13 protein-coding genes and 1 pseudogene are annotated in these 24,643 nt (G+C 59.5%); 5 read left to right on the forward strand and 9 right to left on the reverse strand.

Annotated elements, in window-relative coordinates; genetic code table 11:
- Positions 1-10: 10 nt before the first annotated feature.
- A complete protein-coding gene (locus AC1D2Q_RS10195; RefSeq protein WP_477813113.1) occupies positions 11-2,704 on the forward strand; it encodes a putative bifunctional diguanylate cyclase/phosphodiesterase in 2,694 nt (897 codons plus the stop codon).
- 68 nt (positions 2,705-2,772) lie between these two features.
- Positions 2,773-3,420, forward strand: coding sequence for a peptide-methionine (S)-S-oxide reductase MsrA (gene msrA / locus AC1D2Q_RS10200; protein WP_018928566.1), 648 nt, complete (start codon positions 2,773-2,775; stop codon positions 3,418-3,420).
- A 113-nt stretch (positions 3,421-3,533) separates the two neighbouring features.
- Here msrA and AC1D2Q_RS10205 read toward each other — a convergent pair whose 3' ends face one another.
- From AC1D2Q_RS10205 to putP, 7 genes are all read right to left on the reverse strand, one after another.
- A complete protein-coding gene (locus AC1D2Q_RS10205; RefSeq protein WP_018928567.1) occupies positions 3,534-4,373 on the reverse strand; it encodes a 23S rRNA (adenine(2030)-N(6))-methyltransferase RlmJ in 840 nt (279 codons plus the stop codon).
- Positions 4,374-4,696: 323 nt separating this feature from the next.
- Positions 4,697-5,020, reverse strand: coding sequence for a hypothetical protein (locus tag AC1D2Q_RS10210; RefSeq protein WP_018928568.1), 324 nt, complete (start codon positions 5,018-5,020; stop codon positions 4,697-4,699).
- A 407-nt stretch (positions 5,021-5,427) separates the two neighbouring features.
- Positions 5,428-5,784 (reverse strand): hypothetical protein, encoded by a 357-nt coding sequence (locus AC1D2Q_RS10215; protein ID WP_028940182.1) that lies wholly within the window; start codon positions 5,782-5,784, stop codon positions 5,428-5,430.
- A 2-nt stretch (positions 5,785-5,786) separates the two neighbouring features.
- Positions 5,787-10,571: an RHS repeat-associated core domain-containing protein gene (locus tag AC1D2Q_RS10220; RefSeq protein WP_477813114.1), complete on the reverse strand. Its 4,785-nt coding sequence runs from the start codon at positions 10,569-10,571 to the stop codon at positions 5,787-5,789.
- A complete protein-coding gene (locus AC1D2Q_RS10225) occupies positions 10,571-11,308 on the reverse strand; it encodes a DUF4123 domain-containing protein (protein WP_477813115.1) in 738 nt (245 codons plus the stop codon). The genes AC1D2Q_RS10220 and AC1D2Q_RS10225 overlap by 1 nt, the downstream gene beginning before the upstream one ends.
- A complete protein-coding gene (locus AC1D2Q_RS10230; RefSeq protein ID WP_477813116.1) occupies positions 11,298-13,316 on the reverse strand; it encodes a type VI secretion system Vgr family protein in 2,019 nt (672 codons plus the stop codon). The genes AC1D2Q_RS10225 and AC1D2Q_RS10230 overlap by 11 nt, the downstream gene beginning before the upstream one ends.
- Positions 13,317-13,568: 252 nt before the next feature.
- On the reverse strand, positions 13,569-15,053 hold the full coding sequence (gene putP / locus AC1D2Q_RS10235; protein WP_477813117.1) for a sodium/proline symporter PutP: 1,485 nt from the start codon (positions 15,051-15,053) through the stop codon (positions 13,569-13,571).
- A gap of 460 nt (positions 15,054-15,513) precedes the next feature.
- Between putP and putA the strand changes: the two genes are divergently transcribed.
- Positions 15,514-19,467 carry a trifunctional transcriptional regulator/proline dehydrogenase/L-glutamate gamma-semialdehyde dehydrogenase gene (gene putA / locus AC1D2Q_RS10240; RefSeq protein WP_477813118.1) on the forward strand — a complete coding sequence of 1,318 codons (3,954 nt, stop codon included), beginning with the start codon at positions 15,514-15,516 and terminating at the stop codon, positions 19,465-19,467.
- 176 nt (positions 19,468-19,643) lie between these two features.
- Entirely contained in the window at positions 19,644-21,446 is a 1,803-nt protein-coding gene (locus AC1D2Q_RS10245; RefSeq protein WP_477813119.1) for an acyl-CoA dehydrogenase, read from the forward strand.
- 98 nt (positions 21,447-21,544) lie between these two features.
- Here the strand turns inward: AC1D2Q_RS10245 and AC1D2Q_RS10250 are convergent, their stop codons facing one another.
- Positions 21,545-22,261 (reverse strand): hypothetical protein, encoded by a 717-nt coding sequence (locus AC1D2Q_RS10250; RefSeq protein WP_477813120.1) that lies wholly within the window; start codon positions 22,259-22,261, stop codon positions 21,545-21,547.
- Positions 22,262-22,454: 193 nt separating this feature from the next.
- Here AC1D2Q_RS10250 and AC1D2Q_RS10255 point away from each other — a divergent pair.
- Positions 22,455-22,556: pseudogene (locus AC1D2Q_RS10255) on the forward strand (hypothetical protein); the annotation flags it as partial.
- 124 nt (positions 22,557-22,680) lie between these two features.
- Here the strand turns inward: AC1D2Q_RS10255 and AC1D2Q_RS10260 are convergent.
- Entirely contained in the window at positions 22,681-24,618 is a 1,938-nt protein-coding gene (locus tag AC1D2Q_RS10260; protein WP_477813121.1) for a methyl-accepting chemotaxis protein, read from the reverse strand.
- Between the last annotated feature and the right edge of the window lie 25 nt (positions 24,619-24,643).

The following is a 24,643-nucleotide window of genomic DNA, read 5'->3' on the forward strand; positions in this document are numbered from 1 at the left end:
GTTTCCTTCAATGAAAAGCCAACCCGATGCCGCCAGCCGTATGGTGGCCGAGGTAGTGACGCAGTTGCCTGTGCCCTCGCGGCTCGGCATGCTGCGTTTCGAACGGCTGAATGAACCAAGCTGGGCGCTGCTGTTTCTCGATCCCAATTGCGAACGACAGTTCGGCCTGCCGGCGGTGGAGCTTTGTGCTCTGGTCGGCTCGCCCTACGCCAGCCTGATGGAGCCCGAAGCGCGCTATCAACTGCATGACACGATCCAGCAGCAACTCACCGAAAGCCCGCATTACCTGATCCGCTATACCTTGCACACCGCCGCAGGCGTTCTGAGCCTGCTGGAACTGGGCGAAGCCTACAAACAACACAATCGGCACCTGTTACGCGGCTACCTGATGGTGGTGGACGGCCTGTTCGACGGCGAACCCTTGCTGCCGGCGCTGGATCTGGAAACCCAGAACTCACGCCTGCAAATCGCCCTGGAACTCAATCAACGTGCCCAGCAGGAACAACTGCAGCACCTGGACCGGGTGCGCGCCCAGCAAGACCTGATCCTGCTGCTGACCCGCCAGCGCTACAGCACCAACAATTCCCTGCAAGAAGCCGCTGAACTGATCACCCGCAGCGCCTGCGATATCTACGAAATCGACTGCGCCAGCCTGTGGAACCTCGATGGCTCGCTACTGACGCCGATCTCGGCCTATCACCGCGCCACCCGGGGTCGCCAACTGCCGGAGCCGATAGACGCCAGTGGTTTTCCCGATTACCTCGACGCCTTGCACACTGGCCGCGCCATCGACGCCCACAACGCCATGCGCGACCCCCGCACCCGGGAAATCGCCGAGTACCTGCGCCCGCGCGACGTCAACGCCATGCTCGACGCCAGCATCCGCGTCGATGGCCAGGTGGTCGGCGTGCTCTGCCTGGAACAGATCGGGGCGACCCGCGCCTGGCAGTCGGACGAAATCGCCTTTGCCGGCGAACTGGCGGATCAATTCGCCCAAGTCATCAACAACCACAACCGCCGCACCGCCACCAGCGCCCTGCACCTGTTCCAGCGTGCGGTGGAACAAAGCGCCAACGCCTTTCTGCTGGTCAATTGCGACGGCGTGGTGGAGTACGTCAACCCAAGCTTCACCGCGATCACCCAGTACACCACCGAGGAAGTCCACGGCCAGCGGCTGTCGGAACTGCCGGCGCTGGAAAACCTCAGCGAACTGCTGTTCGACGCTCCGTCGGCGCTGGCCAAGAGCAACAGCTGGCAGGGCGAGTTCAAGAGCCGGCGTAAAAACCTCGAACCCTACTGGGGCCAGTTGTCGATTTCCAAGGTCTATGGCGACAACCGTGAGCTGACGCACTACATCGGCATCTACGAAGACATCACCCAGACCAAGCTCGCCCAGCAACGCATCGAGCGCCTGGCTTACACCGATAACCTGACCAACCTCGGCAACCGTCCGGCGTTCATCCGCAACCTCGATGAACGCTTCGCCCGAGACAGCGATACACCCATCAGCCTGCTGCTGGTGGACATCGACAACTTCAAGCGGATCAACGACAGCCTCGGCCACCAGACCGGCGACAAACTGCTGATCAGCCTGGCGCGGCGCCTGCGCAACAGCCTGAGTTCGAGCGGCAGTCTGGCGCGCTTCGCCAGTAACGAATTCGCGGTGCTGCTGGACGACACTGACCTCTCGGCGGGCCAGCAGGTTGCCAATCAATTGCTGGCAACCCTCGACAAACCGATGTTCGTCGACAACCAGTTGATCAGCGTCACCGGCTCCGTGGGCCTGGCCTGCGCGCCGCTGCATGGTCGCGATCCACAGACGCTGATGCGCAACGCCGGTTTGGCGCTGCACAAGGCCAAGGCCAATGGCAAACATCAGGTGCAAGTGTTCACCGAAGCGCTGAACGCCGAGGCCAGCTACAAACTGTTCGTCGAAAATAACCTGCGCCGCGCCCTGACCCAGAACGAGCTGGACGTGTTCTACCAGCCCAAGCTGTGCCTGCGCAGCGGTCGCTTGCTGGGCATGGAAGCGCTGCTGCGCTGGAACCATCCGGAAAAGGGCATGATCCGCCCGGACCAATTCATCAGCGTGGCCGAAGAAACCGGGCTGATCATCCCGATCGGCAAATGGATCGCCCGCCAGGCCTGCCGCATGAGCAAAGAGCTGACCGCCGCCGGCCTGGGCAACCTGCAAGTGGCGATCAACCTGTCGCCCAAGCAGTTCTCCGACCCGGACCTGGTGGCGTCCATCGCCAACATCCTCAAAGAAGAAGCGCTGCCGGCGAACCTGCTGGAGCTGGAACTGACCGAAGGCCTGCTGCTGGAAGCCACCGAAGACACGCACTTGCAGCTCGATCAGCTCAAGCGTCTGGGCCTGACCCTGGCGATGGATGACTTCGGCACCGGTTACTCGTCGCTCAGCTACTTGAAAAAATTCCCGATCGACATCATCAAGATCGATCGAAGCTTCATCCACGAAATCCCGGACAACCAGGACGACATGGAAATCACCTCCGCCGTGATTGCCATGGCCCACAACCTGAAACTCAAGGTCGTGGCTGAAGGCATCGAGACTGCCGAGCAACTGGCCTTCCTGCGCCGCCACCGCTGCGACGTCGGCCAGGGCTACCTGTTCGACCGACCGATCCCGGGCTCCGAGCTGATCGAAAAGCTCAAACGCTACCCGCGCGGCCCAATCGCCTGACAGCGACGTAACACTCGGGCAAACTGGCAGTCTGTATTTACATCTCAACCTGACTGAGAGGACTGATCATGGTTCTGCGCTCGGAAATTCTGGTGAACAAAAACGTGCTCCCGACTAAAGAACAAGCTCTGCCTGGCCGCGAAACCCCGATCAAGGTTCCGGAGAAACACTTCGTCAACGGCAACCCGCTGCTGGGTCCGTTTCCGGGCAACGTAGAATTCGCAATCTTCGGCCTGGGTTGCTTCTGGGGCGCGGAACGCAAATTCTGGCAGCGCGAAGGCGTGTTCAGCACCTCGGTCGGTTATGCCGGCGGCTTCACGCCGAACCCGACCTACGAAGAAGTCTGCTCGGGCCTGACCGGGCACACCGAAGTGGTGCTCGTGGTCTATGAGCCGGAAAAAGTCAGCTACGAACAGCTGCTGAAAATGTTCTGGGAACTGCACAACCCGACCCAGGGCATGCGCCAGGGCAACGACATCGGCACCCAGTACCGCTCGGTGATCTACTGCACCAAACCGGAACAACTGGAAGCGGCGAAGAACAGCGCGAAAGTGTTCCAGGCGGAACTGACCAAGGCGGGCAAAGGCATCATCACCACTGAAATCGACGAAGCCCCGACGTTCTACTACGCCGAGGCGTATCACCAGCAGTACCTGGCCAAGAATCCTGAGGGGTATTGCGGGATTGGCGGTACTGGCGTGACGTGCCCGATCTAAATTTCGGACCCTGAAAAGCATCGCGGGCAAGCCTCGCTCCTACGGTCACACCGACCTGCAGGAGCGAGGCTTGCCCGCGAAGGCGTCCGATTAGACGCCACACATGCAACTGATCAGCTCTCGGCGATCAACCAATCCATCTGCCAACCACCCTGGGTCTGCCCCAACTTCTTGGACAACCACGGCAGCAACTCACGCAACTCTTCCTCCAGCCCCCACGGCGGATTGGCAATCGCCAACCCCGAACCGTTCAAGCTGTTCGGCGTATCCAGCGGATGCACCAGCAACTCCACCCGCAGCAACTTAGGCGCACCCGTTCCGGCCAGATCCTGATAGAAGCGCCGCAACGCCCGCTGATCCTTCACCGGATACCAGATCGCCGCCACCGTTTGGCGCATCCGGCCAATCGCCTCTTTCAACGACGCCGCACAACGCTGCATCTCATCGAGCTGCTCAAATGGCGGATCGATCAACATCACCGCCCGCTTCTCCGGCACCGGCAGCAACGCACGCGGCACATGCCAGCCTTCACCCAGGTGAACCTTCACCCGACGATCGCCCTTCATGTTGTCCTTGAGCAACACACCGTCTTCCGGGTGCTTCTCGTTCAGCAACACGCGATCCTGAGGCCGGGTCAAACGCCGCGCCAACTCCGGCGACCCCGGGTAATAGCGCAACTGGCCATCCGGGTTCATCTCGTGCAACACCTTCATGTAATCGGCGGTCAGCGCCGGCAAATCCGGCTGATCCCACAACCGCGCGATGCCTTCCAGGTACTCACCGGTACGGCTGGCCTGATCGCCCTGAAGGTCATACAGACCAATGCCGGCGTGAGTGTCGAGATAGGCAAACGGCTGCTCCTTGCGCGACATCAAGGCGATGAGGCGGGTCAAAGTCAGGTGTTTGAACACATCGGCGTGATTGCCGGCATGGAAGGCGTGACGATAATTCATGGCTGCTCCTGCGAAGGCCGGGAAGTTTACCTTGTACGGGGCAGAACGTCAGGGGTTCGCGGCTGAGCGGGCAAGTACAACCCCAATACCGCGCCAATCCATAAACCCTGTGGCGAGGGGGCTTGCCCCCGTTGGGCTGCAAAGCAGCCCCAAAATATCCAGACCACCCCATAACCTGTGGCGAGGGAGCTTGCTCCCGCTCGACTGCGAAGCAGTCGCCAAACCAAGCCACTCGGTACAGCTGACAAAACGGGATTGCAGGTTTTGGGACTGCTACGCAGCCCAACGGGAGCAAGCTCCCTCGCCACAAAAGCCACTCGACGTTATTCCGAAGGCCGAGCCCGCAACCGCCGCCCCACCACATCCAGCACATCGCAGCCATCGCGCAATGAAATGGCACAGAGCAAAGCAAAATCACTAAGGATGAAGGATTCACACTCGACCGAACCGCGCATGGACATGTTTTCCAGCACCTGAGTGACCGCGCGAATTCGATAGCTGGCAGTGTCGGTCAAGATATCCAGCGGCGCGTGGGTATCGACGAATAGCGTGGGCATGTCGGTGCAGTTGCCGGTTAGGGCCATGAAACGGTTGGCGGGATGGGGGATTGGTTTTTCGTAGGGTGGATCGGGTGTAAGTGTTTTCATTTGAATTGCTCCAAGGAAGAAATGGAGCTGCCTTAGGCCTTCCTACAGGCTAGGGTGGCAGCTATGCACGGGGTAGGAATATCGAGACCCTTAGAGCAAAACTCGACCACGCCGAAGCGTGCCCGCGCATAGCCGCCGCAACTGATCATACGGACGCACGTTAACGGCCGCAAACCAAGCATCGACGCCAATATAGCTCTAACGGTTTCGAAGGGTTCCTACACCCCGCCACTGAATTTTCAGTGACCACCAAAGACTATCGATGGAAATCATTTCGCACCAGTTCATGGAAACCGATACGAGTTGAAGGAAACTTCCGACGACCTTGCCCAGAAATTCCGCCAAAAGCATGACAGATTATCAACCCAATAACGTTCGCCTAAGATTTATATCAACAAGACCCAACATTAGAGCTTTACAATTTCAGCTTGATATCGCAACAAACACTCCAAAAGAACCTGCATAAATTTCCGCCGATCCTCAACCTCATCATCAAAGTAAGTAGTTATCTTATCGAAGATCGAATCAAAGCTCTCACCAACTCCCAAATAATAAGTTAACGTATCGATATACCACTCGCGATCACTAGCACTATAGGAAACGAACTCAGGCCTCATAAGTATGTCGAACAGCTCAGCGAGCTCCCCCTCATTATTAACATCCTTAGATACTATGACCTCTTCTCTTTCATCGCTATCAACATTGTCGATATCAAATAGAAAAAGCAGGCCGCGCAAAATTGAAAGCTTTGGGGGACGCTTCATTTTCAAAAATCCGCATAAGTAGTTATTGGAGCACCAGCTCCATTCAATATGGCAACCGCATCTGTTTGCTCCCCATACTCCAATCCGTCCCGCTTGTATCCTTCACCAATTTTCTTACCCATATTCATTGGCTCCTTAGATGCCGCGTGACCATTTCGCCTGAATATTAGCTGAGCACGATGAATAGCGTTCAACTGATCTCTATAGCTAATAAAACGTGTTGCGGCACTAGGGATTTTGGGCTGACCAGCCTTCCTTCCGCGTGTGTACCTTTCAATAACGCCAGTTGTGGGGTTCCTTCCCGTCATCACCCGCTGACGTTGAGACTCCAAGCTGGTCTGCTTGCCATGCTTCTCTAGAAAATGAGCACCTTCTGTGGCCTGTTCCATCTCATATAAACGCCGATAAGCATTCGACTCCGCCAGCTCATCAATCCGCGCCCTCCGCTGATCACCTGTCAGCTTCGGCAGCGGCGGCTCACCTTCATCAACCTTAGCGCCAGTCGTATCATCCGGCGCCCCACACCCTGGCTTATTCGGTGGCGGACAATTCCCGCTTAACCCCAACGGATCAACCCAGCCCGTCGGGTTCGGCGTGTACTGATACTGGTTCAGCCCACCCGCCAGCTTGATCGGGTCCGGCGTCAGATACCGACCAACCTCCGGATCATAGTATCGATGCCGGTTGTAGTGCAGGCCGCTCTCGGCGTCGAAGTATTGCCCCTGGAAACGCAGTGGCTGGTCAAGCTGCTCGCCTCCACCGAGTGCGAGGTGCGTGACTTTTCCGTAGGCGTTGTACTTCGCCGACCAGACGATCTCACCACCAAAATCGGTCAGCTCCAGCGGTGTACCCAGGTGGTCGAGCTGGTAGTAGAAGGGACAAGCCTTACGCGGGCCTTTGCCGTCGAGCATGGCCAGCGGGCGGAAGCTGCCGGGCTCATAGACGTAGCTGCGGTAGTGCTCGCTGCTGCTTTCGGCGACGAGGTTGTCGCCTTGCCAGAAGAACTCGGTGGTTTGGCCGTCGACGGTTTTGCTGATGCGGCGGCCGAAGGCATCGTAGCGGTAGCTTGAGCAACGACCGTCCGGCGTGGTGACGCCGATCAGCCGGTGCTGGCAGTCGTAGCGGTATTCGGTGACGAGTTTTTGCGCGGTGCCGCGGCGTTCGCGGATCAGGTTGCCGAAGGCGTCGTAGTCGTAATGGCGGTCGCCTTGCATCAACAGGCGATTGCCTTTGACGGTCGTCGGGCCGGGGCGGTCCTGTATCAGCAAGTTGCCCGCCGGGTCATGAGCAAAACTTTCCGGCGGCTCGTCGCGGGTGTGGCGAACGCGGGTCAGGCGGTTGAGTGCGTCGTAGTAATAGCTGCGCTGGCCGTGACGGCTGTCGGCGATGGTCGCCAGGTTGCCGTTGACCGCATAGCTGTAGTGGCGCATGTACAGCGGTTTGGTTGGCTGATTGATCGCGTGGGCTTGCAACCGGCCTTGTTCGTCGTAGTGGTACTGGCTGGTCAGCTGCCCTTGTTGGCGTTGCTGTTCGCGGCCGAAGACGAATTGGTGGCTGGTGAGGCGTGCGCCGTTGAGGTCGATGGCCGTCAGCGCACCGCCCTTGGCGTGGTGGTAGTCGAGTTTGCTGCCGTCCGGCAGACGCAGGCGGTTGAGCTGGCCGCAGGCGTCGTAGCCATAACGCAGGGTGCCCCAGCCCTGATGCTCGGTGATCAGGCGATCCTGCTGGTCGTACTCGAACTCCAGCGGGTGATCGTGGCCGTCATCGACACCGAGCAGCCGGCCCAGCGAGTCGTAGCGGTATTTAACCTGGATGCCGTCGGGCAAGGTTTTGACCAACAAGCGCCCGGCCGAATCCCGCTCGTAAGCCGTCACCAGCTGCGAGCCGTCATCACCGAACTCGGTTTTCTCCAGCAGGTGCCCATTGAGATCGTAGGCGTACGCGGTGCGGCGACCGTCGAAGCCGGTTTCCTGGCGGATCAATCCGCTGGGCGTGTAGTCCAGCCGATAGTGTTCGCCGGATTCGTTCTCGATTTCCGTCAGAAGCAGCTGTGCGTTGTCGTAGCGGTACTGGAGCTGGGTGCCGTCGGGATTGATCCGGCGGCTGACCAGATGCAGGTCGTCGGCGTACTCGTAACGGGTGATGCGGCCCAGTTCATCGCGTTCGGCGATGATCTTGCCGTAGGCGTTGTAGCTGAACCCGCGCACGGCTCCAGTGGGCAGCGTCGTCTGAATCAGTCGGCCGACCGCATCCCATTGGTACTGGGTGAGCGCACCGTGTTCGTCCTGACGAGTCGTCTGCCGTCCCAGCGCATCGTAGGAAAACGCTCGCTGACCACCGTCCGGCAGCGTTTCCTCAAGCAATTGCCCCAGGGCATTCCAGACGAACACATGCCGACTGGTGTCCGGATAGCGGATCGACAGCAACCGGCCTTGTGCGTCGTAGTGATAGTGGGTGACCTGACCGTCGGGATCGGTCGCCTCGGTGACATCACCCTGAGCATTGCGTTGGTATTTCCACACCGCCTGACCGCGATAGCGCGCATGCAGGAAACCGTTGCGATACTCGTAGGCCGTTGGCTCGTCGTCCGGTGGAATCAGCGCCACCAAGCGTCCGACGTCGTCGTAGCGGTATTCAGTGACGGCCCCGAGTGGATCCTGCTCGGCCACCAACCGGCCCTGCTCGTCGTAGGCCTTGAGCTGTTCACCGCCATCCAGCCCAACCCGGCGCACCAGCCGCGCCCGGTCGTCGTGGACGTAAACCTCTTCACTGCCGTCGATGTTCAGGACCGTGACGCTGCCCGCATCATCCCAGACATAGCGCGCATCCATCTGCGCAAACGACGCCCAGTGCCGCACGCAGCGCGCCGCCTTGCCGGACCTTTCCCATTCCCAGAAGAAACTCGCGCCACCGGCCAGTTGCCGCTGCAAAATTACGTGGTTGTCGTCGTAGTCGTAACGTTCGCTTTCGCCGGCGGCATTGCTCGCTTCGATCAGTTGATCGCGTTCGTCGTAGTGATAACTGACCAGCGTCTGCTCGGTATACCAGGCCTCGGCGAGGGTCTGCGCCGGGCGGAAACACTGGTAGTCGACGGCGATCAGGTGGGCGCAGTCGTAACGCAACAGCAAGGCACGACCGGCGCCGTTGTCGAGGCGCTGGATGCGCTCCTGGCGGTCGCGGGTGATGCGCAAGCGGTTGTCGTAGGCGTCGCTGATCGCCGTCAGCCGGCCGTGGTGGAAGTGGTAGAACCGCGTGTCGTCACCGGCCTGGGCGAGGATCAGTTCTTCGGGGGCATTGCCGAGGTAAATCGCCGCGCGGGAGAGGCTGTTGTGGATCGCCGGGCGTTCGCTGCTCGGCAATGGAAACGTGGTGCGGCGGTTTTCGTGGTCGATCCAGATGACCTGGTCGCCGTCGATCTCCAGTCGATGGGCGAGCGAATGACTCCAGCCAAAACCGAGGCCGACATCGATCTCGGCGGCGCTGGTGCGGTAGAGCCGGGTGAAGTCGAACGGCAGGAGGCCGTCGAGCGAACCGTCGGTGAGGGTCAGCAGTTCTTCGCCGGTGACCATCGACACCGGGCATTTGTTGGTCGCGGTTTTGTCGACGGAGTCGGCGCTGTCGCCGTTGGGGTTTTTCGCCTGATCCGGGGAGTCGTCGTGGTGTTCGTTTTGTTTGAGCGTGGTGTTGCGTTTGGCATCCCAGCGCAGTTGCATCCGGCCTTTTTTCAGCCCCGCGGCAACACCGCGTGCGGCGACCGCTTTGTACTGGTCGACGTACTTAATGAAGGTGCTGAGGATATTGAAAGTGGCCTCGACGAAGCGCATCGCGAGACTGGCCAGCCCCATTCCGTATTTGAGACCGCGAGCTGTTAAATAGGCTTTGGCGGCGGGTATGCCGACACCTGTGAAAGCCAGTACCGAAGCAATCAGAATATCGATCAGCACCGAGACGATGACTTGGCTGGCCGCCTCTGTCGCGTTGCCGGCGATCTCGCTGGGCGGCAGCATTTCCAGCCAGAGACTGGCAGTACGCAACAGTAAACACAGCGCCGCTTCGTCACTGGCCAGCAGTTGGACTTTTGCCATGACCTGCGGCGCTGTTTCCGCGAGCCTGACCAACTCATCAGCGCCGCTGCCCAAACGCTCAACGAACTTGCGGGGATCCTGAAGAATGTCCGAGAGCAGGCTGAGGCTTTCCCAAACGCCCATGACCGCCGCCCAACTTCCCGCGAGCATGCCGTTACCGGCAGCCGTAAAAGTCGATTGCGACCACTGCGGTTTGAACCCTTCCCACTCACTGCGTAACCAGCCCTCCAGGTCGCTGGTCAGGCCATTGTAGGAATCAAAAAGGTCGTTGATTTTCGAGGGCGCAACTTCACCCTGGACATGAACGCGATAGAACTTTCCCGGCGTACCTACGAACTGCCCTTTACCGTTTTCATCGAGCAAGACCGGTGTGCTTTCACCGCCATCAACGGCAATCACATCGACCGAAATATTCCCCAACGGAATGTCATAAACCGATTCGAACTTGCTCTCGATCTGCAGAATTCCATTAGCCGGACACTGCGCAAGACCCGAGATAAAATCATCGTCGCCACTGCTCACCGCAGTCGTGGTATTGCCGAGTTTTATCACCCGTTCCATGTCCAACAGCGAAGGCATGTCCATCGCCCGGCTGACCCTGTCCGCATTCCGGCTCAAGAAGTTGCCAAGCTGTTGGCGATACAAAACCAGTGTGTCTTTAAAACCGTCGAGCTCCTGCTCGATCCGTACGATCTGATCCATCAGTCCAGCTCCGTCATCAGGTAATCCACCAACGCTGATTTCGGCGCTTGAGGCAGGTAGGGCGTCTCAAGAAAACTCGCGACTTTGTGCCGCAACACGCTTTCGGAGAACGCCTCATAAAGATCAGGGCGGTCCTCGCTCAACCACTTCAGCAGGTTGTTGATGTGAGTTGTTGCAGACTCCGTGGCGAGGTGTTTGAGCAGTGACTCGGAAACTTCCCACCAGGGGAAAACCCTGGCGGTTTTCAGCGCGCTGCCACCAATATCCAGCGGCTGGCCATTGATCAGGCAGCGCCCGATCACCGGCATCAGTTGCGCAGCGTTAACCTCGGCAGACTGCAGAATCGGCAGCACATAGCGCCCATCCCAATAGCGGAAAAACACCGCGTTGCCGTTGGGCATCAAAACTTGTGTGAGGCTGCGCAAATCCTCGACCAGTGCCTCTTGGGCAGCACAAGACACCGCCAGCCAACCCCAATCACGGGACTCAGTGGCGGCGACCCAATCCAGAAACTCACTGTCAGCGGCGACGATTCCGACATAGGGCATCACCGCTTCCCACTCGGCGTAGGCAGTGCTGGCCCAGATCGGGCTTGGCGCTTGTGCAGTGATCGAGCGTTGCCAGGTTTTGAACGGTTCAGCGGCACTGGCGCTGCTGAAAATTGCGAACAGTTGCTCCGACGGTTGCAGTGGCTGGCGTTCCAGCCAGGCGCGAGGCGACAAAACATCAGGCAGCACAGACACCGCCCTTGCAGCGCTCACACTCTTCGCAGAACGGCGCGTCGCTTTGCAGGCTGAGAATCTGCGCGGCGCTGAGCAGCGCCGCCGGGGCCGCTGCGAGTGTCAATGGCACATCCGGCAAGCTCGGCGCAGAGGCCATGGCCGCCATCAGTGCCCCACCGACCTGAATCGGCACGCTGCTGAAAATCCCGCCGGGGCCGATGTTGATCCACTGCCCGCCCGCCTGAATGGTCGCGCTGGCGCCGCCGTCGATGACCACTTGCTGGCCGGCGCTGACGTGGAATTGCTGACTGGCATTGAGGGCCTGATTGCTCACGCGAATGTGCCGGTCGCCGACCACCACCAGGTGATCGTCCAACCGTACTTCGGTCTGGCGCTGGCCGTGGGTGATGCGTTTTTCGTCGGCCTTCAACTCATGGCGGGCAGTGCCGGTGACGACGATGCTGCGCTGGTTATCAACCTGCACCTGTTGATCGTTGAGGACGTGCTGAGTCCAGTTGCGCTGGGCGCGCAGGTAGATTTCCTCGGCGCCCTTGCGATCCTCGATGCGCAATTCGTTGTAACCGCCGCCACCGGGACTGCTTTGGCTGCGGAAAATGCTGCGGGTCTTGTCGGCCGGCAGATCTAGGGGTACCGGGGTGGCCGCGTTGGGCAGACAGCCCATCACCAGTGGCTTGTCGGCATCGGCATCGATAAATCCCACCAACACTTCCATGCCGACGCGCGGAATCATCACGCTGCCGTAACGGTCGTGAGCCCAGCCGGTGGCGACGCGTAGCCAACAACTGGAGTGTTCGTTGAGCTGACCGTCACGGTCCCAGGCAAGCTGAACCTTGACCCGGCCGTACTCGTCGCAATGGATTTCGCTGTCAGCCGGGCCGGTGACCACGGCGGGTTGATAGCCGAGTATCCGTGGTTTTTCCGGCCCCTGCGGCGGGCGAAAGGAAACGTCCCACGGCGTCGCCAGAAAGGTGTTGCGATAGCCCTGGAAATCATCCGGGCTGTCGCTGGTGGCCGACTCTTCCAGCACTTGCGGCTGACGGCCGCGGTGTTCGATTTCGGTGATCAACCACAGGTCATTCCACGCCTGACGCGGGTGTTCGGCCAGGTATAGGAAATGCCCGCTGACCAATGCGGATTCGTCGCCACGACCTTCGGCCTGACGGTAATCCGCGTTGTGCCGCTCCAGCGCCCGCTGAGTCAGATGTTTGCCATGTTCCCGATCGGTGAATTGGCCGGGGAAGCGGTAGTCCTCCAGCACCGGTCGCTGCTCGCTGTCGAGGCGGCTTTCGAGTTGCAATCGCGGTTTCTGGAAGTCGTRGTCGCGACGGGTGACTGCGGTGGTGCGGGTTTCCAGCCGTACATTGAAACGCTTGATCGCTGGCGCATCCGCGGCCATCCCGCTGCCCGGCAGGTACAGCGTCGGCTCGGCCAGGCGAGGGAAAACCGTCTGATCGTCGCCGAACACCAGCAGGTGCCCGTCGGAGCTGTGCTGGAAGTGGTAGTGAATACCGACCTCGGCACACAGGCGCTGGATGAACGCCAGATCGCTTTCAGCGTATTGCACGCAGTACTCGCGATCGGGGTAGTCGCTGCCGAGCCGGAACTCGAAGGCGTCGCGCTGGATGCCGTGGTCCTTGAGGATTTGCGCAACGATCGTCGGCACACTTTTGTGCTGGAAGATCCGCTGATTGATACGCCGGTCGAGATACGCCAGACGCGGTACGAGACTGATCTGGTAACCCGTCAGACGGTGCCCGGAATCGCTTTGGCCGACGCGAAAAACCTGACCATGAATACCGGAACCTTGCGCATCGAAACTCAGAAACGCCTGACGATGCAGCAGGCTTTCGAGCTCTATGTCGGGTCGCTCGCTGACCAGTTCYAGGTCAAAACGGTAGGGTTGGCTGATGGCTTCCTTGCCCGTGAACTCAAGCACCTTGAGCTCATTCTGGACGCCGTCGAGGGTCAACGTGAAACGCGGTTGATTGGCAGGCGCGAACATCCGATGTGTCTCTGCAGAATGAAGGCGGGCGATTCTGCATGAGCGACAAGGGGTGTTGATGGAGGGACAAGGAAATCAGATTTACCCTGCTTTTTTAGGGATTTTTCCTTCAAAAAACTGGATAAAGCACTACAGACATTCCTGTCAGAAGCACCACCGAATAAATGTGGGAGCGCAAAAAAAGGCCCGCCTCCAAAAGGAAGCGGGCCGTTTTCATGTTCGGCGAAAGGTCAGAGCATCAGCTCATCCCCCTCACTGGTTCAGGCGGAAATCCTTTTCGGCCGCAGCGAAGCGCGAAAGCATGCCGCTGGTCGGTGCGCCCATTTTGCTGACGATGTAGATCGCCAGGCTGGCGAAGATGAAACCAGGGATAATTTCGTACAGGCCCAGCAGTTCGAAGTGTTTCCAGACGATCACAGTGATCGCGCCAACCAGGATGCCCGCCAGTGCGCCGTTGCGGGTCATGTTTTTCCAGATCACGGAGATCAGGACAACCGGACCGAACGCAGCACCGAAACCTGCCCAGGCGTAGCTGACCAGACCCAGTACGCGGTTATTCGGGTTAGCCGCCAGAGCGATAGCGATCAGGGCTACCAGCAGCACCATGGCGCGGCCGACCCAGACCAGCTCAACCTGGGAAGCACTTTTACGCAGGAAAGTTTTGTAGAAGTCTTCGGTCAGGGCGCTCGAGCACACCAGCAGTTGGCAGCTCAGGGTACTCATCACCGCCGCCAGAATGGCCGACAGCAACACACCGGCAACCCACGGGTTGAACAGGATTTTCGCCAGTTCGATGAACACGCGCTCGTGGTTCTCGCTCACCGGCATGGCCACGGCGGGGTTTGCCGAGAAGTAAGCAATGCCGAAGAAACCTACAGCGACGGTGCCGCCCAGGCACAGGATCATCCAGGTCATGGAGATGCGACGGGCGTTGGCGATCGACTTGACCGAATCCGCCGCCATGAAACGCGCCAGGATGTGCGGCTGGCCGAAGTAGCCAAGACCCCAGCCCATCAGCGAAATCACGCCGATGAAGGTGGTGTTTTTCAGCATGTCGAAGTTGCTTGGGTCTTGCGCTTCAATGGCCAGGAACGTGGTGTCGATGCCGCCAGTGGCCAGCAGCACGATGATCGGCGTCAGCAATAGGGCGAAGATCATCAACGTGGCTTGTACGGTGTCGGTCCAGCTCACTGCCAGGAAACCACCAACGAAGGTGTAGGCAATCGTCGCCGCAGCACCGGCCCACAGCGCGGTCTCGTAGGACATGCCGAAGGTGCTTTCGAACAGACGGGCACCGGCCACGATGCCGGAAGCGCAGTAGATGGTGAAGAACACCAGGATCACGACCGCGGAGATGATCCGCAGCAGGCCGCTTTTATCTTCGAAACGGCTGGAGAAGTAGTCCGGCAGGGTCAGCGCATCGCCGTTGTGCTCGGTCTGCACACGCAGACGGCCGGCGACGAACAGCCAGTTCAGGTAAGCACCGACGATCAGGCCGATGGCGATCCAGCTTTCGGAAAGACCGGACATGTAGATAGCGCCCGGCAGGCCCATCAACAACCAGCCGCTCATGTCGGAAGCACCGGCCGAGAGTGCGGTCACGACGCTGCCCAGGCTACGGCCGCCCAGAATGTAGTCAGAAAGGTTGTTGGTGGAGCGATAGGCCATGAAGCCGATCAGCACCATTGCTGCGATGTAGATCACGAACGTGATCAGGGTTGGATTGCTTACGCTCATTGAGTTACGCCCTGGCATTGTTTTTATGTAGCGGCGGCTGGTGAACCGCTCGCAAACGATTACGTTTGACAGACGATTCGGGGCCCGCGCATTTATGACTGATGTTTCCCCAGGAAAGCCATCAGCCGGTGCACCGATCTTTTTGACCAGGTTGCACCTTGGCCGCGAATGCTATTCAACAAAGCAAATAAGGTGCAACCAGTTTCGCTCGAAGAAGTTGCACCTAGTCGGATTTTATGGAAATGGGTCGGTTTTTGCTCCTTTTTAGGGCGTTTTTCGGGTTGCGCTAGAAGCAAAAGCACCAAACAGGCGCGGGATGGATGTACCAGAATTTATTTCCTGACGAGCTGCTTATTATTCCGACAAAAAAGGGTTGCACCCGGTTGCACCTCGACCAGAGCAAGGCTAATCTTGCCGCCAGCTGATGCCACTCGGTCGTGGCAAACATGAGGATAAAAATATGGCTACCACCACCCTTGGGGTCAAACTTGACGACCCGACCCGCGAACGCCTCAAGGCCGCCGCGACCTCGATTGATCGCACGCCGCACTGGCTGATCAAGCAGGCAATTTTCAATTACCTGGAAAAACTCGAGGGTGGTGCAACCCTGTCCGAGCTGAACGGTTTGAACGGCAAGGAAGTTGACGAGGTGGGCGAGGTCCACGTCGATCACGCGCACCAGTGCTTCCTGGAATTCGCTGAAAGCATCCTGCCGCAATCGGTGCTGCGCGCCGCGATCACTGCCGCTTACCGTCGCCCGGAACCTGAAGTGGTGCCGATGCTGATCGAACAGGCTCGTCTGCCGGCACCGATGTGCGACGCCACCAACAAGCTCGCCGCCTCGATTGCCGAGAAACTGCGCAACCAGAAGAGCGCCGGCGGCCGTGCCGGGATTGTTCAGGGCCTGCTGCAGGAATTTTCCCTGTCGTCCCAGGAAGGCGTGGCGCTGATGTGCCTGGCCGAAGCGTTGCTGCGCATCCCGGACAAAGGCACCCGCGACGCGCTGATCCGCGACAAGATCAGCACCGGCAACTGGCAGCCACACTTGGGCAACAGCCCGTCGCTGTTCGTCAACGCCGCCACCTGGGGCTTGCTGCTGACCGGCAAACTGGTCGCCACCCACAACGAAGCCGGCCTGACCTCGTCCCTGAGCCGCATCATCGGCAAGAGCGGCGAGCCGATGATCCGCAAGGGCGTCGACATGGCCATGCGCCTGATGGGCGAGCAGTTCGTCACCGGCGAAACCATCGCCGAAGCCCTGGCCAATGCGAGCAAGTTCGAAGCCAAAGGCTTCCGCTATTCCTACGACATGCTGGGTGAAGCCGCCCTCACCGAACATGACGCCCAGAAGTACCTGGCCTCGTACGAACAAGCCATCCATGCGATCGGCAAAGCCTCCCACGGTCGTGGGATTTACGAAGGCCCGGGCATTTCGATCAAGCTGTCCGCCTTGCACCCGCGTTACAGCCGCGCCCAGTACGAGCGCGTGATGGACGAGCTGTACCCGCGCCTGCTGTCGCTGACCCTGCTGGCCAAGCAATATGACATCGGCCTGAACATCGACGCCGAAGAAGCTGACCGTCTCGAGTTGTCGCTGGATCTGCTGGAGCGCCTGTGCTTCGAGCCGCAACTGACTGGCTGGAACGGCATCGGTTTCGTGATCCAGGCTTACCAGAAGCGCTGCCCTTACGTGATCGACTACGTGATCGACCTGGCTCGCCGCAGCCGTCATCGCCTGATGATCCGTCTGGTAAAAGGCGCGTACTGGGACAGCGAGATCAAACGCGCCCAGGTCGAAGGCCTGGAAGGCTATCCGGTCTACACCCGCAAGGTGTACACCGACGTTTCCTACATCGCCTGCGCGCGCAAACTGCTGTCGGTGCCGGAAGTCATCTACCCGCAATTCGCCACGCACAACGCCCACACCCTGTCGGCCATTTACCACATCGCTGGCCAGAACTATTACCCCGGTCAGTACGAGTTCCAGTGCCTGCACGGCATGGGCGAACCGCTGTACGAACAGGTAGTGGGTAAAGTGTCCGAAGGCAAGCTGAACCGTCCGTGCCGCGTGTACGCACCGGTCGGCACCCACGAAACCCTGCTGGCGTATCTGGTGCGTCGTCTGCTGGAAAACGGCGCGAACACCTCGTTCGTTAACCGCATTGCCGACCAGTCGATCTCGATTCAGGAACTGGTGGCCGATCCGGTGGCCAGCATCGAGCAGATGGCGACGCTGGAAGGCGGCTTCGGCCTGCCGCACCCGCGCATCCCGCTGCCACGTGACCTGTACGGTGCCGAGCGCGCCAACTCCAGCGGCATCGACATGGCCAACGAACATCGTTTGGCATCCCTGTCGTGCGCCCTGCTCGCCACCGCTCACAACAACTGGAAAGCCGCGCCGATGCTCGGTTGCGCCTCCAGCACTGAAACCCCTGCGCCAGTCCTGAACCCGTCCGATCTGCGTGACGTGGTGGGCCATGTGCAGGAAGCCACCGTCGAAGACGTCGACAACGCGATCCAGTGCGCCTTGAATGCTGCGCCGATCTGGCAGGCCACGCCGCCGGCCGAACGCGCGGCGATTCTGGAACGTGCCGCCGATTTGATGGAAGGCGAGATCCAGCCGTTGATGGGCCTGCTGGCGCGCGAAGCCGGCAAGACCTTCGCCAACGCCATCGCCGAAGTGCGTGAAGCCGTGGACTTCCTGCGTTATTACGCAGTGCAGGCCCGCAACGATTTCACCAACGACGCCCACCGCCCGTTGGGCCCAGTGGTGTGCATCAGCCCGTGGAACTTCCCGCTGGCAATTTTCAGTGGCCAAGTGGCTGCTGCTTTGGCCGCCGGTAATCCGGTGCTGGCCAAGCCGGCCGAACAAACCCCGCTGGTCGCTGCTCAAGCCGTGCGCCTGCTGCTCGAAGCCGGGATTCCGGAAGGCGTGCTGCAACTGCTGCCGGGCCGCGGCGAAACTGTCGGCGCCCGCCTGGTCGGCGACGATCGGGTCAAAGGCGTAATGTTCACCGGTTCCACCGAAGTCGCGCGCCTGCTGCAACGCAACATCGCCGGTCGTCTGGATGCCCAGGGCCGCCCGATCCCGCTGATCGCCGAAACCGGCGGCCAGAACGCGATGATCGTCGACTCCTCGGCACTGACCGAACAAGTTGTGATCGACGTGGTGTCGTCGGCGTTCGACAGCGCCGGTCAACGCTGCTCGGCGCTGCGGGTGCTGTGCTTGCAGGAAGATTCCGCTGATCGTGTCATCGAAATGCTCAAGGGCGCCATGGCGGAATGCCGTCTCGGTAACCCGGAGCGCCTGTCCGTGGACATTGGCCCGGTGATCGACGCCGAAGCCAAGGCCGGCATCGAGAAGCACATCCAGGCCATGCGCGACAAAGGTCGCAACGTGTACCAAGTGGCGATCGCCAACAGCGAAGAAGCCAAACGCGGCACCTTCGTGATGCCGACCCTGATCGAGTTGGAAAGCTTCGACGAGCTGCAACGGGAGATCTTCGGCCCGGTGCTGCACGTGGTGCGCTACAAGCGCAAAGACATCGACCAACTGATCGGCCAGATCAACGCATCCGGCTACGGCCTGACCCTCGGCGTGCACACTCGCATCGACGAAACCATCGCCAAGGTGATCGACAACGTCAACGCCGGTAACGTCTACGTCAACCGCAACATCGTCGGTGCCGTGGTCGGCGTGCAACCGTTCGGCGGCGAAGGCCTGTCGGGTACCGGTCCGAAGGCCGGTGGTCCGCTGTACCTCTACCGTCTGCTGTCGACGCGCCCTACCGATGCGATCGAACAATCCTTCGCTCGCGGCGACGCCATCGCCGCACCGGACGTGCGTCTGCGTGACGCCATGAGCAAACCGCTGACCGCGCTGCAAGCCTGGGCCGACAGCAACAAGCTCACGGACCTGAGCGCCCTGTGCGTGCAGTTCGCGGCGCAATCGCAAAGCGGGATCACCCGCGTGCTGGCCGGCCCGACCGGCGAGCGCAACAGCTACGCCATCCTGCCGCGCGAACACGTACTGTGCCTGGCGGACGTCGAAGGCGATCTGCTGACTCAACTGGCGGCGGTATTGGCCGTCGGCGGCTCGGCGGTGTGGCCGGACGCGGAACCGGGCAAGGCCTTGTTCGCACGTCTGCCGAAAGAAGTGCAGGCACGGATCAAGCGGGTGGCCGACTGGACCAAGGACGAAGTGGTGGTTGATGCAGTTCTGCATCATGGCCATTCCGATCAGCTGCGCGCGGTGTGCCAGCAAGTGGCCAAGCGGGCGGGGGCGATTGTCGGGGTTCATGGTTTGTCGCAAGGTGAGACCAACATTGCACTGGAGCGTCTGGTGATCGAGCGGGCGTTGAGCGTGAACACCGCCGCGGCCGGTGGTAATGCCAGCTTGATGACTATCGGTTAACTCCCTCGTGATCGTTTCTACGCTCTGCGTGGGAACGATCATCCGTCAGCAACATAAAAATGGGCGCCCTCACCGGCGCCCATTTTTTTGGCCTCTCCATCACCGTTATCAATCATCCTGTTCAGCCTCTATTCCCACGCCTAGACTCGGTCCATCCCAATTAAAGGTAGGCCGCCATGTCCGAGACGTTGCTCAGTTCCCGCAATCTGGCTTTCGAGCTGTATGAAGTCCTTGATGCCGAGGGCCTGACCCAGCGTGAGCGTTTCGCCGAGCACAATCGCGAGACCTTTGATGCCGCCATCAGCACCGCCCGCAGCATCGCCGAAAAGTTCTTCGCCCCGCACAACCGCAAGGGCGACGAGAACGAGCCGCGCTATGAGGACGGCCGGGCGATTCTGATTCCGGAAGTGAAACCGGCGGTGGATGCCTTCCTCGAAGCCGGTTTCCTCAACGCCGCGCGCAGCTTCGATGCCGGCGGCATGCAACTTCCTACGCTGCTGTCCCAGGCTTGCTTCGCGCACTTTCAATCGGCCAACGCGGCGTCGACCTCCTACCCGTTCCTGACCATGGGCGCGGCCAACCTGATTGAAAGCTTCGGCACCGATGAGCAGAAGCAGCGTTTTCTGCAGCCGATGATCGACGGTCGCTTCTTCGGCACCATGGCGCTGACCGAGCCCCACGCCGGCTCGTCACTGTCGGATATTCGTACCCGCGCCGAGCCGGCGTCCGACGGCACCTATCGACTCAAGGGCAACAAGATCTTCATCTCCGGCGGTGATCACCCGCTGTCGGAAAACATCGTGCACATGGTGTTGGCCAAGTTGCCGGACGCGCCGGCCGGGGTGAAGGGGATCTCGCTGTTTATCGTGCCCAAGTTTTTGGTCAACGATGACGGCAGTCTCGGCAAGCGCAACGATGTGCTGCTGGCCGGGCTGTTCCACAAGATGGGCTGGCGCGGCACCACCTCCACTGCGCTGAACTTCGGCGATAACGGCGAGTGTGTCGGTTATCTGGTGGGCAAGCCGCATCATGGCTTGAGCTACATGTTCCAGATGATGAACGAAGCGCGGATCGGCGTCGGCATGGGCGCGGTGATGCTGGGTTACGCCGGGTATCTGTATTCCCTGGAATACGCCCGCGAGCGTCCGCAAGGTCGGGTGCCGGACAGCAAGGATCCGACCACCGCACCGGTTGCGATCATTCAGCACGCCGACGTCAAACGCATGCTGCTGACCCAGAAAGCCTACGTCGAAGGCGCGTTCGACCTCGGGTTGTACGCCGCGCGGCTGTTCGACGACACCACGACGCTTGAAAGCGAAGCCGAGCGCAAGCAGGCCCACGAGCTATTGGATCTGCTGACGCCGATCGTCAAATCCTGGCCGTCGGAGTTTTGCCTGAAGGCCAACGAATTGGCGATCCAGATACTCGGCGGTCACGGCTACACCCGTGAATACCCGGTGGAGCAGTATTACCGCGACAACCGCCTGAACCCGATCCATGAAGGCACCCACGGCATTCAGTCCCTGGACTTGCTGGGGCGCAAACTGGCGCAGAACGGTGGCGCGGGGCTCAAGCAACTGATCCGTCTGATCGCCGACACCGCTGAGCGGGCGCAGGCGCATGAGTCGCTGACTCCATTGCGTGAACCGCTGGAAAAACTGGTGGCTCACCTGCAAACCGTGACCATCGGCTTGCTGACCGATCTGGCCCAGGGCAAGGTCAACAGCAGCCTGGCGAACTCGGCGCTGTACCTGAAAGTGTTCGGTCATACGGTGATCGGCTGGCGCTGGCTGGAACAGGCGATTCGTGCCGAGGAAGGGTTGACCAAGGGTAATGCGGCGGATGTGAGCTTCTATAAAGGCAAGCTACAGGCGGCGCGGTATTTCCTGACGTGGGAAGTGCCGGGTTGCCACCATGAATTGGCGATTCTTGAGGCGCGGGATGATGTCTGTCTGAGCATGCAGGATGAGTGGTTCTAACGCAAATAAATAAGAAATAGCAACAATGAAACAACAAGAACCTTATTAAACAATGCCATTTGACCGTACAAATGGCACTGAAAAAGAAGCAGATCAACTCAAACTACTTGCAAGCTATTTTTAAACACACCACCTACACTAGGAAAATCCTTTAGAGCAACATGACCTCGAGCCTTACCTTCATTTAATATAAGCACATCACCATGAGAAATCACAGCAGCCATACAATCATAATCAACGCCTACGTCACCGATATAATTCCCGGAACCTGTAGCCAAACTTATGTCGTAAGTGCACTCTTCGTTCTCTCTAAATATCCTTTCTAAAACAACCCCCGACAAATCTTGCTCTATAAGTACCGACCCACTCCGGGCTGCCAGAATTACGCCATTGAGGCCTAGAACATGGGAAAACTCGAATTCCAATTTTTCACCAGACGAATCACTGAGTAAAAGAGACGGAATCCAACCTCCCTCTGCCTTTTTGAACTGTTTCCTCAAGACCCTCCACGTTCTTGACTGGTGCCAAAATCCATTGTTATTTTCTATCGCCTCAAATACTTCAGGATTCGACGCAAGCTCAGACAATGCATCTGTATCCGACACCCAGGCAAACACCCTGAAATCCGTTGGCGAGTTCTTTTCATAATTTTTTCGCAATACTCTTAAATGACTTCCATAGTCCCAGAACCAATCGCCCACTCTTAAAGCTTTTGCGCAATATTTGACGTCAACGTCTTTACCTGGAAGTATCACCAACTGTTCGTTCTGAGTTATTGGCTTGGCCAAGGACTCAACAAAAGTCTTAATATTCATAACAACCCCCTTTCAACAGTCCAATAAAATGATCAAACCATCCTGTACGACCAAAATTCAGGATCGGAAAAAGGTACCTCATTTAAACCAACTGCGAACCTGTCAAATATAACAGGTACATATCAGTTCTATAGACTCGCAAAAGAACACCTGCAAGATCCGACTGAGGCAGGGTTGGCCAAAAGAAATGCGGCGGTATTTCCTGACGTGGGAAGTGCCGGGCTGTCATCCTGAGCTGGCGATTCTTGAGGCTTGGGATGATGTGTGCCTTGGGATGCAGGATGAGGGGTTCTGATCCTTGTTTTTTTGTTGCTGCTGAAATCCCATCTCGAGCAGGCTCACTCACAGGGTCAAGTGTTCACAGATCCGATGTGGAAGCGAGCCTGCTCGCGATGGCGTCAGCTCAGGCAACACATTTATCAGCTCAGCTTGAACCCACCCATCTGCCGCGCCAAATCATCGGCCAAACGCTGCAACGTCTGACAGTCTTCACGACAAGCCCTGACCTCCCCCGCCGTGGCCCGCGCCAGGTCGGAAATCCCCTGCACATTGCGATTGATTTCCTCGGTCACCGCCGATTGCTCTTCAGTCGCCGTGGCCACCTGACGGTTCATGTCGCTGATGTGCTCGACCTGCCCGGTAATCGCCGTCAACGACGCCCCGGTGCGCTGGCTCGACTCAACCCCCGTGCCGGTCGCCGCTTGCCCGGCGTGCATTGAAGACACCGCATACTCCGCGCCCTGCTTGAGGCTGCCGATCATCTGCTGAATTTCGTCGGTGGACGACTGAGTCCGCCGCGCCAGGGTCCGCACTTCATCGGCCACTACCGCAAAGCCGCGCCCCATGTCCCCGGCCCGCGCCGCTTCGATGGCGGCGTTGAGCGCCAGCAGATTGGTCTGCTCGGAAATCCCGCGAATCACCGCCAGCACCTGATCGATGGACGCCACCTGCTGGGCCAACTCACCCACCGCTGCGGCGGCGACGCCAATTTCATCGGACATACTTTCGATGTGCCGGATCGACCCGCCCACCACTTCCCGCGCCTGCAGCGCTTCATCCCGCGCGGATTGCGAAGCGACCGCCGCATTGCCGGCATTCTGGGCGATTTCCTGCACGGTCAGGCCCATCTCATGAACGGCGGTGGCAACCATGTCGGTCATTTCCTGCTGACGTCCGGAACGTTCAGCGGTGTTTTCCACCACCCGCGCCACCTGGCCGACCGCCGTGCGCAAACGCTCACTGGTGGCCAGCACTTCGCCGATCATCTCGCGCTGACTTTCCAGGAACCGATTGAAGCCGCGAGCCAGGTCACCCAGCTCATCGGCGCGGCTGGAATCCAACCGGTGGGTCAAATCTCCACCACCGCTACCGATGGCCACCAACGCCGCTGTTACCTGACGAATCGGTCGCACCAATCCACGAGCCAGCAATACCACCAATAAAAGACAAACCAACGCCACCGCCAGACCAATGCCGCCGCTCATCCACATCGCCCGGCGAGCTTCGGCGTAGATCTGCGACTGCGGCACTTCGGCCACCAAAGTCCAGCCCAGATCACGCAGCGGCAGGCTCAACGCCAGAAACTCTTCGCCATCGCGGGCAAAACTGCTGCTGCCAGACGCGGTGGAGGTCATCACCGCTTGCGCCGCCGAAGCGCCGATCTGTTCGACCAGCGTACGTTTGCCGCTGAACTGTGCCTCGGGATGAACCTGGATCAAACCGTCGGAACGCACGAGATAGACCTTGCCGCGCTCACCGAAGTTGAAGTTGTGGATCAGCTCCGACAGCTCTTTCATGCTCAGGCCCAGCCCGGCCACGCCCACGACTTTGCCGGCCTGCTCGACCTTGAGGTCGATGAACAGCGCCAACTCGCCGGTGGCGGTGTCATGGTCGATATTGAGGGTGCGCGGTTGATTACTGTCGAGGAACGAATAGAACCAGGCGTCATTGGGATTGGAGCGGCTGAGCGTACGGTCAAGGCCCCTTTCGGTGAAGTAATGGTTTGAAGCGGTGCCGATGATCAGCGCGGTAAAGGCTTTGTGCTCGGCGCGGATGCCTTCCAGGTAACTGACGAAACCGGCGGTCTGGGCGCTGTTTTCGCCCCCGGCCAGCCAGTCGCGCACCATGCTGTTACTGGCGATGTCCTTGGCGGCGGTGAGGGGTTGAACGAGGATGCGCTCGATGTCGTTGCGCATCGCTTCGATGCTCGACGGTAGCGCCTGCTCGACCAGATAGCGCTGGGCGAGGCGGTTGACCACGAGGGTATAAATGCCAACCACGATCAGAATACTGACCAGCAGGGCGGTGCCCATGCTCAGGATCAACTGCCACTGAATACTGCGTCGCCAGAACTGCATGGAGCACCCCCAAAGAATAAAGGGC

The sequence above is a fragment of the Pseudomonas sp. P1_A1 genome (genome assembly GCF_056406935.1).